Consider the following 14,085-nt stretch of genomic DNA (forward strand, 5'->3'; position numbering starts at 1 on the left):
TAATTATGATTGTCACATTATGATCATTTTTCATACATTGTCCAGCCCGATGCTCGTGATACATTTATGATAATTAATACACAGGAGGACGAATAATGAAGAAATATTATTGGATTAGTATTCTCATCTCTGCAATGCTTGTTCTTTCCGGGTGTGCAGAATTTGAAGCGGAAACAGATTGGAAGGTAAGGGATTTCAGCTATACGAACCAAAATAATGAAGAGGTAGGGTTAAAAGATCTGAAAGGCGAAATTTGGATTGCGGATTTCATCTTTACCAGTTGTGAAACTGTCTGCCCTCCAATGACGTATAACCTAACGAAAATTCAAAAACAATTAAAAGAGGAAGGAATCAACGATGTCCGGTTTGTTTCATTCAGCGTTGATCCGGAAGTTGATACTCCGGAAAAATTAAAAGAATACATAAGCAGCTACGAAGCGGATACAAAGAAATGGGATCTTCTCACTGGATATGATCAAAAAGAAATTAGCTCGCTTGCCGAAGAGTCGTTTAAGGCATTGGTAAGGGATGACCCTTCCTCAGACCAAGTCATCCACGGCACCAGCTTCTATTTGGTGAATAAAGAAGGGAAAGTTGTCAAGAATTACAGCGGGGTACAGGATGTCCCTTATGAAGAAATCGTATCCGACATCAAGCTTTTGAAAAAATCGTATGAATAGGGTGGAGTAGATGAAAAAAAGAATCATTTTCTTGTTTAGTATCATGCTTTCAATTGGGATTCTGGAAGCTTGCGGGTCCGACGAAAATCAAAATGACAAAAAAGAAGGTCAAGTGCCTCAAATGTTAGAAGTTAAAGTGAAAACCGATCCGGGTGAACTTTCGGCCGGTAAAACCAATCAAGTAAGCGCCATCGTTACCCAAGGTGAAGAAAAGGTGTCCGATGCAGATGAAGTCCTGTTTGAAATCTGGAAGGAAGGTGTATCTGAGGAAGATCACATAAAGAAAGAAGCTGAGCTTAAAGAGGATGGAATATATGCCATCGACTATACGTTCGATGAAAAAGGGAAGTATTTCATCATTGCCCATGTAACAGCAAGGGATCTTCACAACATGCCAAAAGTAGAAGTGAATGTGCAATAGGAAGCAGGTGCAACAGATTTTGAGATTGTTTAAATATATTCGGATTGCAAGTATTATTCTGATTGTCGGGATGGCTGTATTCTTTTATGTGCCATTTAACTTAAGCCCTCCGGATTCAACCAGGGTGATTCTTGATCATGATAAAAAGACATATATTGCGCCTCCTTGTTTCAATCAGACTGATGCTACAAATTTCTTGGAAGAAACAACGGTTGCGAAACTTGATGAACTTGATTATGAAGCAAATTCTTCGTGTACGGAAGAAGCACTCACTAAAAAGAAGACGACTTTATTTCACCGCGTGACAGGGGAGTCTAAATTTGAATGGTGATACACAATAGAAAGGAATGAGAAGATGGATATTATTAACCTCATTTTGGCTTATTTGATTTTATCAATTCCTGCAGGTCTAGTAGTTCTGTTTTTTAAGAGAAAGTCATCCAAAGAGCTTCAGAAGTTGGAACAAACAGGTGATCATTCAGGGGCTGTTGCATCACCTGACAATAAGTAGGGCCGCTATATCGCCTGCTGCTATCTTGGTACATCAGTACTTATCGAAGAGCTTGTCCATATGGATGAGCTCTTTTATTTTGTTTCCGAATTACCTGTGTATTTCACCCTGTAGCACAAATTCCAATTAATTTTGACACATATATTAGAAATTGCTAATATGTTAGTTGTACATATTAGAAAAATCTAATGTGATAGGAGACAAGGATATGAGTACAAAAATTGATTTGAATACAAAGGTGAAATTCCTGCATAGCTTTGCCCACAAAATCAGGATACAGATATTAGAGAGTATCAAAACGGAAGAAAAGACAGTTTCTCAGATTGTAGGGGAACTGGATGGGAGCCAGTCGAGCATTTCCCAGCATCTTGCCTGCTTAAGGGGTTGCGGTCTGATTGTCGGGAGGCAGGAAGGAAAGTATACGTATTATAGTGTAAGCAACCAGCATGTCCGTGATTTGCTTGATATGTTTGACGTGGTGCTGGATGAAGTTGAAAATGATGTTGCGTGCTGCAGCAATCATATCGTGTAGAGGGTGGATTGAATGGGAGAGTCATGTTGCAACTCAAGAGAAAAAGAAACCAGCAAGGAGACCGGAACAGCAAGCTGCTGCAGCAGTCAAGGTAATGTTGAGAAAAAACAAAAACCTAAAGGCTGCTGCAACAGCCAAGAAACTTCGCGTAAAAAGGAAGAGGGATTGGTTGCGTTCAACCATGAACGCAACCAAATCGAAGAAAATAAAGATTCTGTGAAATCATGCTGCAGCAGTACTGGAACGACCGAACATGTTGATGTGAAAAACGGGTCTTGCTGCTCATCCAGCAATCATAGGACTGGGGAGACTGAAGCTTTTTCATCCACATCTGAAAAAGCTGATTACCGGATTTATGGGATGGATTGCCCTTCTTGTGGATTGTCGATTGAAAAAGCTCTCGTAAAGGTGGAGGGAATTGACGAAGCGAAGGTGAACTATAATTCTGCAAAGCTTCAAGTAGCAGGCAGCAATTTTGATTTGGTAGAATCAGAAGTACAAAAACTCGGATTTAAGATCGAACCCATAAATCAAAACAGGAATCTGAAGATATATGTTGTTGAGGGGATGGATTGTGGAAGCTGCGCCAAGAGCATTGAAAACCATTTAAATACGATTCCTGAAGTCCGGCATGTAAGTGTCAATTTCTCAACGGGAAAAATGAAAGTGAATCATGAGAACCGTGTGGAAGACATCGTTTCTGAAGTTTCAAAGATTGGATTTCATGCATCCTTGCAATCAAAGCAGGATGGAAGCACTGAAACTTCAAATAGAAAAGAAGGATATGGAGTCATCATCACTTCCGGAATTTTGATTACTCTTGGTTTCTTAGGGTCGTTAACAGATGTTTCCTATCTGGTGACCACACTGTTGTATGCAGCTGCTATGTTCATCAGCGGCTATAAGCCGGTTAAAAGTGCTTATTATTCGATCAAAAGCCGTTCGTTGGACATGAATGTATTGATGTCAGCAGCTGCAATTGGGGCAGCATTGATTGGGGAGTGGCTTGAAGGAGCCACGGTGGTTTGGCTGTTTGCCTTGGGAACTTCCCTTCAAAACATGTCAATTGAGAAAACCAGACATTCTATCCGGAACTTGATGAATCTGGCACCATCTGAAGCATGGATTAAAGCAGGGGCACAGTTAAAGAAGAAGCCAGTAGAAGAAGTGAAGATTGGTGAAGTATTAATTGTGAAACCCGGGGACAGAATCCCGCTGGACGGGGAAATTATAACTGGTGAATCAAGTATCAATCAAGCCCCAATCACCGGTGAATCCATCCCGGTGGATAAAGAAGCCGGAGACTTGGTCTATGCGGGAACAATAAACGAGAATGGGTCTCTTGAAATAAGTGTCACGAAGCTTGCTGAAGATACAACCATTGCAAAAATTATTCACCTGGTGGAGGAAGCCCAGGAACAGAAGGCCCCTACCCAAGCGTTCATCGATAAGTTTGCAGCTGTGTATACGCCTATTGTGTTCGTGCTCGCGTTGGTCGTCATGGTTCTTCCGCCTCTGGTTGGCTTTGGTACTTGGGGAGATTGGTTTTACAAAGGGCTCGAATTGTTAGTCGTTGCCTGTCCATGTGCACTTGTCATTTCCACACCTGTCGCGATTGTCTCGGCAATTGGCAATGCAGCGAAGAACGGTGTTTTAATCAAAGGTGGTACATTCCTTGAAAAAGCAGGAGCGATTACGGCCATTGCGTTTGATAAAACGGGTACCTTAACCGAAGGGAAGCCAAAGGTTTCTGAAGTAAAGGCGTTTCATGCAACAGAAGAAGAGTTGTTATCCATTGCTCTGACATTAGAAGAGTATTCGACACATCCGATTGCACAAACTATTGTAGGGTTTGCCAATGAGAAAGGGATTGAATCTAAAGATGGGGAGTTCTTTAAAAGCATAGTGGGAAAAGGGGTTCAGGCTACCATTGATGGGGTCATACACTATGCAGGAAATTCAAGGCTATTTGAAGAAATGAACCTCCCTTTAGACGAGGCTGAAACAATCGTTCAAGAGCTACAAAGCACAGGGAAGACGGTCGTGATCGTCGGTACAAAACAGGAGATCCTCGGAGTCATTTCTGTTGCTGACTCGATCCGTACAACGACTGTAAAAGCATTGGATGGTTTGAAAAAAGTTGGAATTGGCCAGGTCGTGATGCTGACCGGCGATAATGAAGGCACCGCCAAAATGATTTCAAAGGAAGCAAGCGTCAATCGTTATTTTGCTGAGCTTTTACCTCAAGATAAGGTAGATGCCATTAAGAAGTTACAAAGCGAAGGCCACAAGGTAGCGATGGTCGGGGACGGCATTAACGATGCGCCTGCACTTGCCACCGCTGATTTAGGAATCGCAATGGGCGGTGCAGGCACAGACACTGCGATGGAAACGGCCGACATTGTATTAATGGCGGATAATCTTGAAAAACTGCCTCACACGATCAATTTGAGCAGAAAAGCACTCACAATCATCAAACAAAACATCTGGTTCTCATTGATTGTGAAATTTGTTGCATTGGCATTGATTTTCCCTGGCTGGCTGACACTGTGGCTGGCAGTTCTGAGCGATACAGGGGCTGCAATCATTGTCATATTAAATGCTCTTCGCCTTTTAAAAGTAAAATAGTTGAGAGCTGTTTCCGTGTTCACTGAACAGATCAGACCACTTTTAATTAAGTGGTCTGTTTTTGATTGATAGATTCTTTGTTAAGTCAAAGAAGCTCACATCCTTTCTGTTATTAAATGCTGGATTGCAAATTCTTTTGCTGAACACAAATATCAATTGACCAGGTAGCTCCGGTGAGCATTACGATTTATACCCCCAAAATATGCACTATCCATGCAAACGAAAAATAACTTTCTACGACCGATAAAAAAATTATTTATCCGTTTACTGGCTTGATAATTGGATATAGTAATTATGTAACAAATAACTCAAATCCCACCCAAGGAGGAATGTAAGATGTCACATGAAAGGTACCAATCTGTTATCAAAGCCCTGCATGAGTGTATGGAAGCTTGTAATCATTGCTACGATGCTTGTTTAAAGGAAGAAGATATCAACATGATGAAAGAGTGCATCCGGTTAGATCGAGAATGCGCGGATATGTGTGCATACTTAGAACAATCCCTAGTAATGGGAACACCATTCGCATCTGAACTGGCTCAAGTGTGTGCGAAGATTTGTGAAACGTGTGGAGAAGAATGTAAGAAACATAAACATGATCATTGTCAAAAATGTGCCGATGCTTGTTTTAATTGTGCAGAAGAGTGTAAAAAAATCGCTTAAACCCAAACAAGGGAGACAGTTCGAATGTCTCCCCTGTTTTATGTTCAGCAATTAAATAAAATATGAAATCAAAATGAGAAACGATATTTTGACTTTTCAAGTGAATGCTTATCCTTAATACATATGCGTTTTTTTGTTTTGCATAAATTATTCATATTTTCAGGGAAAGATATAGGTATGGGAGAAAATAATGTTAGGAGTGGTGAAAACTGACGACAAACATTGAAGGAAAAGAGGTTCAAGAAGCAGATACTAACAGAAAAAAGATAAAGCTGATCCTTCTACTCGCTCTACCCGCAGTTGTGGAGAACTTTTTTCAGACTATCTTAGGTTTCGTTGATACGTACTTTGTTTCAAAATTGGGCCTAATACAAGTATCGGCTGTAGGGGTAACAAATGCTATACTCGCTATATATTTCGCTCTATTCATGGCCCTTGGGGTCGCGGCTAATGTATATATTGCTAACTTTATAGGTGCCAATAAAATAGAGAAAGCACGGCACATTGCACAACAATCAATTATTGTAACGATTGTTGTGGGTATAATCACTGGAATTATTACTATATTTTTTGCAGAGCCGTTGCTTAAATTAATGGGGATTGAGAGCAATGTACTGGATGCAGGGGTGACATATTTTAGGATTGTTGCCATTCCATCTGTATTTATGGCCTTGATGTTCGTTTTGAGTGCTATTCTCAGGGGGGCAGGTGACACAAAGTCCCCGATGAAGACGAGTATTATCATCAACATTGTGAATGCGGCACTGGATTACGTGTTTATCTTTGGTTTTTGGGTCATACCTGAAATGGGAATAGTCGGTGCAGCAACTGCTACAGTCGTAGCACGTGCACTAGGAACTTTTATACTATTTCGCTATACTCAAAAAAATACTTCATTAACTTTCAAAAAAGAATATTGGAAAGTAGATCCTGTTCATTTAAAAGAGCTGTTTATCCTAGGGACTCCCGCAGCAGGAGAACGATTGATTATGAGGGCAGGTCAAATTGTTTATTTTGGATTTGTTGTGGCTCTTGGAACCAATGTATTCGCAGCTCATCAGATTGCTGGTAACATTGAAGTCTTCTCTTACATGATCGGGTTTGGATTTGCCACAGCAGCAACGATTCTGGTAGGTCAGCAGGTTGGAGCCGGTAAGTTTGATGAAGCGAAAACATATGCAAAACTGTGTGTGTTTTTAGCAGTTGGAAGTATGGCTGTCTTTGGACTCATATTATTTAGCTTAGGCGGATGGGCAGGAAGTTTATTTACAGAAGACAAAGTAGTGGTCGGAAACATTGGAACAGCATTGAAAGTATCAGGAGTGTTTCAGCCATTTTTGGCAGTTGTCCTTGTTTTAACAGGTGCCTTTCAAGGAGCGAATAATACAAAATTTCCGATGTATTTAACAGGAATCGGTATGTGGGCTATCCGAACGTTACTTGTTTATGTATTGGGCATTCAGCTTGAATGGGGGCTGCTAGGTGTCTGGATGGCGATTGGTTTGGATATTGCCTTTAGAGCCGTCGTACTAACCGTACAATTTCATCGTGACAAGTGGATTGTTGTGAAAGTGGAGCCGGAAGAAGACCCAGAATCTCATTGCCACCCTCAAACATCGAAGGAGAATATGTCAGCGTGTGTGAATAACTACTAAAAAAAGATGGAGCGATTCTTGGCTCCATCTTTTTTTATTTCATGATTTAGTGGTGTCCCCCGTCACTTTCTGCAACGATTTCAAGCTTATTATCGATTATCCCCTGGGTCTCATAAGAGATGGTTTCAATACTCCCCATTAAATAGGAATGATTATATGGACCTTCTTGAGGACTATCTTGAAAAGTAGGTTTAATCTTTGCAAGAAAATGATAAACAGAGTCCTCCAGTTTACCTTGGTCCAGCCAAATTAGCGGACAATGCTTTCCCAGGTGGGAAAATGGAGCTGTAGTAATGGCCAATTCAGGCTGGGAGGTTGAGATGAAGGAAAGCCCCCTCCCTGGCTTGTCGATACCCCATCCAAAACCACTATCCTGGTCTTTAAACATTGTGAATTCAATTGAGACTTCGACAGGATTATCTCCTGGAATTCTAGTAACGCCACCAAATGTGCTCAGTTCTTCTTCTACTTGTTTAGAAATTATTTTTTCAGGCCCTACAATATAAATATTTGGATTCTTTCTTTTCTTAAGGGCTTTAATTGTTTCTAATGGAACGCCATTCGTTTCTACATATAAAATGGGCTCAGGCATATGAGCAATCCAATAACCAGCTACTAGAGAAAAAAGCTTCGCATGATCCTCGGAGGATACAACGAGGATATTTTCAGGATACTCATCTGTCAATCTTGCATATTCCTCATCGACTTTAAAAGCAAACTGAGCAGCCGTCTCTGCTGTTAACGATTTAACCTTATAAGAAGCCAATTGTTCATTCACATGATCAGTAATGTCTCCCATAACCATTATTTGAATCCCTTCAGAATTTCCTTTAGGTTGTAGTCTGTCGATTTCATTAAGCACTTCTTCCGACACACCTTCCGAGTCAAAATGAAAAACAGGTCCGTTATTTGGGTGATGAATAAAATTTACCGAGGCCAAGCCAATACTCCACGATTTATTCGGGAAAAGAATAACCGTGCCAGGTCTCGTTTCATCATGTGTGGCCGGCCAAATCATTTGGGAAGTATAGATTGAAGCCTCCAGCGTATTATCTGTATTTAGTCTCGAGACATTTTTCGTATCATACGTCTTAAGGTTAACCCCTGCGCGATCATTATAAGAATTAGGTTTACTGGCAAACTGTTCTAATTGTTTATGTGTTTTCATCGAATCCTCCTATAAATATTGAATATAATTAGCATATTCCCCAAGGGATTGCAGATTGTTTGCAGATAAAAGAATTCTATTTTTATTCGATTATTTTATGGGTGTGAAATTACGCTTGTATGGTTAATCTAAACATTGCATTAAAGTACCAATACATTACTGAAATGTATTAAGTATGTATAAAAAAGGAGCTTTATATAAGGGTGGCTTAATGGTAAGTTTTGTATATTTTTACAAGGCAACAATTCTATATTATTAACAATGAATGCAGACTTATGTTTAATTTAATGGGATATTAAAGTTCAAGTAACATCGGTGAGTTGAGACCATATATTTGTATTTTTAGGTATGCTTATGCTTCTATATAATTGAGTCAAAATTATGCTTCTATTTGTAATTAAAAGTCATTTCCTGCTTGTTTTAGGACATATCTTTTCAACCAAAAAAATAAAAGTTCAAAACTTCTTCTGAAAATAAATTTATTACAAGTTGAAAAAACGTCTTTGAAGGCGTTTTTCTTTTGCTTAAGCACTTTTTATATAAATAATTAAAATTATCTGAAAATTATTGACATTAAGTTAATAAAAGATAATTATTAAATAAATACCTTACCTATGTACCGTACAGAGTAAAAAGAAAGAAGGGAGTGTTTTTTATCAGTGGTGAGCCTGCTTTTACAAACAAACAGATGATCTTTGCTATTTTAGCTTTAGCAATTCCTGCCGTCGTGGACAATTTTTTTCAGACCATACTTGGGTTTGTAGATACTTATTTTGTCGCTCAAATCGGTTTGGAGGAAGTAACCGCTGTCGGAGTGGCTAATACGTTACTTGCAGTGTATATTGCGGTATTTATGTCTCTGGGAGTATCAGTGAATGTCTATGTCGCAAAATATTCAGGCTCAGGGAATAAGGAAAAAGCCCAGAATGTTGCGGGTCAATCAATTCTCTTGGCTTTAGCTCTTGGTCTTGTATTTGGATTAGTTACCATTGTATTTGCTGAGCCATTATTAAGGATGATGGGTCTGGGGGGAGAAGTCCTACAAAAGGGAGTAATATATTTTAGGATCGTTGGTATCCCGTCACTTTTAATTTCTTTGATGTTCAGTATGAACAGCATTTTAAGGGGGATGAAAGATACTAAAACCCCAATGGTTGTTAGTATCATCATAAACTTATTAAATATTTTGCTTGATTATATTTTAATCTTTGGTTTCTTTTTCATCCCTGCCTTTGGTTTGGAAGGGGCTGCATGGGCTACAGTCATATCCAGATTAACAGGTGTTTTGTTATTGATTATCTTCCTTAATAAAAAGAAGTTCATACGCAAATCGTCATTATTTAGTTGGGATTCAACACTTCAGAAATTGCTGCTCCAATTAGCCACTCCAGCAATGGGAGAAAGGCTTGCCATGCGGATCGGCCAGGTGCTTTACTTTGGATTCATTGTGTATATGGGAACTCAATTATTTGCTGCACATCAGATAGCAGGTAATATTGAAGTCTTTTCTTATATGATTGGGTATGGATTTGCAACGGCAGCAACTACATTGGTCAGTGATTATTTAGGGGCACAAGAATACGATCTTGCAAAAAAGGCAGCGAGGTACTCCGTATACTTAGGAATAGCATGTATGTCGATATTTGGAGTCTTTTTATTTTTTGGCGGAGAGTGGATCGGTTCTTTTTTCACAGTTGAGGAAGAAGCAATTAAGAATATTGGTATAGCTTTAAAGGTGGATGCTTTTATTCAGCCTATTTTAGCGATTGTTCTCATCATGACTGGAATATATCAAGGAGCAGAAAATGCCAAATCACCATTGTATTTGACCATGATTGGAATATGGATCATCCGTACGTTGGGGGTATACTTGCTTGGGATGTATTTCGGATGGGGTATATTAGGGGTTTGGATAGCGATTGGATTGGATAATGCATTTCGGGCATATTTTCTATATAGAGGATTCCATAATGGAAAATGGTTAAATAACATAGAAATCGTAACAGATATCTCGTATCAAAAACAAAGAACCCTTTAGAATGGGTTCTTTTGTTTTGTATACTAATTTACGATCAGTGTACCGGTCATACCGTTTTCTTTATGACCAGGGACGGTACAGAAAAATTCATAAACTCCTTTTTCGGTAGGAAGAAATTCTAGTTGATTTGAACTGTTGGCTTGAGCATGAAGATGAAATGATTCATTGGATATTGATGAGTGGTGGGCATGCCCGCCATTTGAATTAGGCGCATTAGCAGTAATTCCTTTAATTTCAATATCGTGTTCAACTTGATCATCATTTTGTAACACAATTCTGGCAGGTGTGTCTTTTACAACAGTTACGGTGGATGGCAGATAACGCATTTCGGATGCAATGATGTTGATTGTGTGTATATCTCCAGTCTGGTTTGAACCGTTATGATCAGGGTGAGATTGATGCTCCGTCTGCTCTTTAGTTGATTCTGAATGTGGCGAAGCAGTAGATTTAAAAAGTAGTTCACCTGAAAAGAAAAATGCAAAGATGGTGATGAAGACGGCTAAAGGCTTAAATAGCCATTTCTTTGTAATTAAGTCTTGTTCAGGTTTGGTTCGCGGAAAAATAAAAAATAGAAATATAGAGCATAATGAAAGTCCTGACAAAATTTTTAAAATCATAATAGATTCTTTAAAAGAAATCATTTCTCCTAACATTGCGCCCATCATACCACCCATCAATCCTGCCATTAATCCTTCAATGGAAGATAGAGGACTATGGATGATTCCTATCAACAGTCCGGCAATACCTCCTATTCCCATAGATAACAAAGTGGAATAGAATAAATCCCCTTGATATAGTGAGCCGAACATTACTCCAAGCGTCAATCCAAAACTCATCCCTGTGTACATGGAAATCATCATGTATGACATGGAATGTAACTGTTCTTTTAATATTTTCCCTATAATCATACAAGCCAAGACTAAGAGAAAAAGAGTGATAGAAATAAATAATTGATATGGTTGAATCGTTATCTCCTCCTTTGTTTGCTTTCATGATATGAGAAGAATAGACAAGCCATTCCAAAATTTTTTAAAACATTTGAACTATAAAAATATAATTTTCTCAAAATTCAGTATTTACAAAATATTAAATAAGGTATAGTATATTAAAAAACAAGCCCAATATACTATAGAGGGGTATTGTATTTTTTAAAATTTATATAGGGAGGAATACAAATGGCAAAAGGACAAAAAATTTTGTTTCTTGGAGTTTATGGAATGGAAGTTGTGGAATGTGGAGGTGCACTGGCAAAGAACGTAACTAGTGGCGGAGAATCCTACGCAACAATTATGCTTTGTCGTGAGACCAGTCAGCCTCAAGTAAGAAAAGCCAGTGAAGAATTAGGAGTGAATGTTTCTTTCTTGAATTTTCAATATGGCACTGTCGATTTAAGTATTGATTCAAAGCTCAAGTTGATCAAAGTCATCAGAGAAGTAAAACCAGACATTATTATCACTCAAGACCCCGAGCATTCCTTCCATGATCTTGACCCGGACCGCAGGCCGGCTATGACTTTACTGCTCGAATCCATCGCCCTTTCAAGTCGAGATTTTGGTTTGGAAGAACTTCCTGGTTTAGATCCGCATCCAATACCAACCATTTACTACATGACCCCTCATCACCCTAATACTGTAGTAGACATTTCATCTGTTTGGGAAAAGAAAGAAAATGCCATGAGTGTTTTAGAAAGTCAAATGGAATTCAGTGGTATGCATTTTGATGAAATGCTGGATCCGTCAGCTGCAGAAATTATAGCTCCCGGTTTTTCTAAACTAACTAATAATTATGAAAAAGGACGAGCCATTCATAAAGCATTGGATAAAGCGGTTCATGTTTATCATGGATTGGCAACACACGGCCATTTTGCTTTAGCTGAAGCATATAGAAGAGAAGGGAATTTCCATTTGCAGGAATTAATTAAATGATATGAAAAGGGGAAAAAGGATGAAAAAACCTTTACTTTTAATTGCAGTCTCGCTGTTACTTGTTATTTCGAATATCACCCCTGTATTTGCAGAACAGAAAACTAAATCCTTAAAAGTCGGAATTACAAAGGATGAAAATGGACTTAACCCCTACACCTACGTAACGGGTTATCCTGGACTCGATTTGGTGAACCTTCTTTATGATAACTTGTTTGTGTTAGATGAAGACAATCAGCCCCAACCCTGGTTAGTCAAAGAGTACAACGTTAGTGAAGACGGTCTAACCTATGAGTTTACACTACATGAAAATGTCACATGGCATGATGGTAAGCCTTTGACAACTGAAGATGTTAAATTTACAATGGAATATTTTATCGATCATCCTAAGTCTCGCTTCACGAATCCTCTTAAGAGCATCGCCTCAATAGATCAATCAGACGAAACCACAATCTCACTTACCTTATCAGAAGCAGATCCCAACTTCATGATTCAACCACTTGCAGATTTGCCTATACTACCAAAACATATCTGGAGTGAAATAAGCAATCCAGATGAAGAAACGAATGCTATTGGAAGTGGTCCATACATTCTGGAAGAACATAAGTCAGGACAATATTACAAGATGAAGGCCAATAAGGATTATTTTCAGGGGGAACCCCCAATAGAAGAAATCGTGTTTCCGATTATAGAAGATACGACAGCCATGCTGAATGCCCTTCAAGCTGGTGAAATCGATGCTCTTTCTTCTAGTATATCACCTGAACTTGTAGAGCAATTTGAATCTAATAGTTCATTAAAAGTGGCCAGGGGACCTGGTTACAGTACGACACTTTTCCAAATTAATGCGGAGAAGTATCCGATGACAGAATCGGCCTTTAGGCAAGCTGTTAATTATGCAGTGGATAAGCAGAATCTAGTCGATACATTGTTGCTCGGATATGGTGAAGTGGGTAGTCCGGGATTTATCCATCCGTCTTCCACATTCCATAATTCAGAATTGAAACCTGTATATGATCAAGAAAAAGCGAAACAGATCCTTGAAGAAGCCGGTTTTAAAGATATTGATGGTGACGGTTTTAGAGAAGACCCAAAAGGAGAGAAGATTGACCTTACCACTCTTGTATATGCAAACAGTCCCATTAGAATCCGGACAGCAGAACTGGTTTCAGAAGCAATAAACGAGATTGGGATTAAAAATACGGTAAAAGCGATGGATGCAACAACTGTTGATTCCCTAATGTGGCCTGACTTTGATGTGACAAAGGGCCGTGATTATGATATGGGTCTGTGGGGTTGGTCTAACACGATGCAGTTATTCCCTGATCGTATGGTTGAATTATTCCACTCCGACCCTGCAGTAGGTTCTGTTAACATTGGAGCTTATAAGAATGCCGACTTTGATGCATTGTCTGAACAATTATCCACTACTTTTGAAGAAGAGGAGAGAATGAATGTCATTAAGGAAATGCAATCACTAGTTGCAGAAGATTCTCCTTTTATCACTTTATATTACCAGGAGATCGTTAATGCATATAACCCATCAGTATACGACGGATATGTTTTCCAAGTAGGGAAGGGGATTATTAATAAGCTATCCTTTGTTTCAGGTGAGAAATCCGAAATCAAAACGTCTGACCAGAAAGAAACAGCAACTGGGGATGTAGCCAGCCAAAGTACATCTGGCGGAGGTTCTACTAACACCCTATTCATACTTGTAGGGCTTATTCTTATAGTGGTCATCGGCTTCTACTTTATTAAACGAAAAGGTAAAAGCAAACCGAAAGATGATTTTGATTTTTAAGTGATAAGGAGGTCTGATTGATTACTTGAATCAGACCTCCTTGATTCACATTCTAATGTGGAG

13 protein-coding genes are annotated in these 14,085 nt (G+C 39.0%); 11 read left to right on the forward strand and 2 right to left on the reverse strand.

Going from position 1 to position 14,085, the window contains the following annotated elements; genetic code table 11:
* Positions 1 to 95: 95 nt before the first annotated feature.
* The 8 genes from KYJ26_RS04885 (at position 96) to KYJ26_RS04920 (ending at position 7,090) form a co-directional block, all read left to right on the forward strand.
* Positions 96 to 680, forward strand: coding sequence for an SCO family protein (locus KYJ26_RS04885; RefSeq protein WP_159644811.1), 585 nt, complete (start codon positions 96 to 98; stop codon positions 678 to 680).
* Between the two features lie 10 nt (positions 681 to 690).
* Complete coding sequence (locus tag KYJ26_RS04890) at positions 691 to 1,101, forward strand: FixH family protein (protein WP_198257879.1); 411 nt, start codon at positions 691 to 693, stop codon at positions 1,099 to 1,101.
* 19 nt (positions 1,102 to 1,120) lie between these two features.
* On the forward strand, positions 1,121 to 1,432 hold the full coding sequence (locus tag KYJ26_RS04895; protein WP_198257878.1) for a hypothetical protein: 312 nt from the start codon (positions 1,121 to 1,123) through the stop codon (positions 1,430 to 1,432).
* A 24-nt stretch (positions 1,433 to 1,456) separates the two neighbouring features.
* Entirely contained in the window at positions 1,457 to 1,612 is a 156-nt protein-coding gene (locus KYJ26_RS04900; protein WP_219166262.1) for a hypothetical protein, read from the forward strand.
* A gap of 208 nt (positions 1,613 to 1,820) precedes the next feature.
* The gene (locus tag KYJ26_RS04905; protein WP_159362693.1) at positions 1,821 to 2,144 is read left to right on the forward strand and encodes an ArsR/SmtB family transcription factor; all 324 of its coding nucleotides are present in this window, start codon (positions 1,821 to 1,823) and stop codon (positions 2,142 to 2,144) included.
* Between the two features lie 12 nt (positions 2,145 to 2,156).
* A complete protein-coding gene (locus tag KYJ26_RS04910; protein WP_198257877.1) occupies positions 2,157 to 4,772 on the forward strand; it encodes a heavy metal translocating P-type ATPase in 2,616 nt (871 codons plus the stop codon).
* Positions 4,773 to 5,108: 336 nt separating this feature from the next.
* Positions 5,109 to 5,435: a four-helix bundle copper-binding protein gene (locus KYJ26_RS04915; RefSeq protein WP_198257876.1), complete on the forward strand. Its 327-nt coding sequence runs from the start codon at positions 5,109 to 5,111 to the stop codon at positions 5,433 to 5,435.
* Between the two features lie 221 nt (positions 5,436 to 5,656).
* Positions 5,657 to 7,090: an MATE family efflux transporter gene (locus KYJ26_RS04920; protein WP_198258023.1), complete on the forward strand. Its 1,434-nt coding sequence runs from the start codon at positions 5,657 to 5,659 to the stop codon at positions 7,088 to 7,090.
* Positions 7,091 to 7,136: 46 nt separating this feature from the next.
* On the opposite strand, the gene KYJ26_RS04925 is transcribed toward KYJ26_RS04920, so the two are convergent.
* Positions 7,137 to 8,258 carry a cell wall-binding repeat-containing protein gene (locus KYJ26_RS04925; RefSeq protein WP_198257875.1) on the reverse strand — a complete coding sequence of 374 codons (1,122 nt, stop codon included), beginning with the start codon at positions 8,256 to 8,258 and terminating at the stop codon, positions 7,137 to 7,139.
* 646 nt (positions 8,259 to 8,904) lie between these two features.
* Here KYJ26_RS04925 and KYJ26_RS04930 point away from each other — a divergent pair.
* On the forward strand, positions 8,905 to 10,296 hold the full coding sequence (locus KYJ26_RS04930) for an MATE family efflux transporter (RefSeq protein WP_308807543.1): 1,392 nt from the start codon (positions 8,905 to 8,907) through the stop codon (positions 10,294 to 10,296).
* 23 nt (positions 10,297 to 10,319) lie between these two features.
* On the opposite strand, the gene KYJ26_RS04935 is transcribed toward KYJ26_RS04930, so the two are convergent.
* On the reverse strand, positions 10,320 to 11,120 hold the full coding sequence (locus KYJ26_RS04935; RefSeq protein WP_198257874.1) for a cupredoxin domain-containing protein: 801 nt from the start codon (positions 11,118 to 11,120) through the stop codon (positions 10,320 to 10,322).
* A gap of 351 nt (positions 11,121 to 11,471) precedes the next feature.
* Between KYJ26_RS04935 and KYJ26_RS04940 the strand changes: the two genes are divergently transcribed.
* Both KYJ26_RS04940 and KYJ26_RS04945 read left to right on the forward strand, forming a co-directional pair.
* Positions 11,472 to 12,221 (forward strand): PIG-L deacetylase family protein, encoded by a 750-nt coding sequence (locus KYJ26_RS04940; RefSeq protein ID WP_198257873.1) that lies wholly within the window; start codon positions 11,472 to 11,474, stop codon positions 12,219 to 12,221.
* A gap of 19 nt (positions 12,222 to 12,240) precedes the next feature.
* A complete protein-coding gene (locus tag KYJ26_RS04945; protein ID WP_198257872.1) occupies positions 12,241 to 14,022 on the forward strand; it encodes an ABC transporter substrate-binding protein in 1,782 nt (593 codons plus the stop codon).
* The last annotated feature ends 63 nt before the right edge of the window (positions 14,023 to 14,085 follow it).

The organism is Rossellomorea orangium, assembly GCF_019334305.1.
Lineage (GTDB): Bacteria > Bacillota > Bacilli > Bacillales > Bacillaceae_B > Rossellomorea.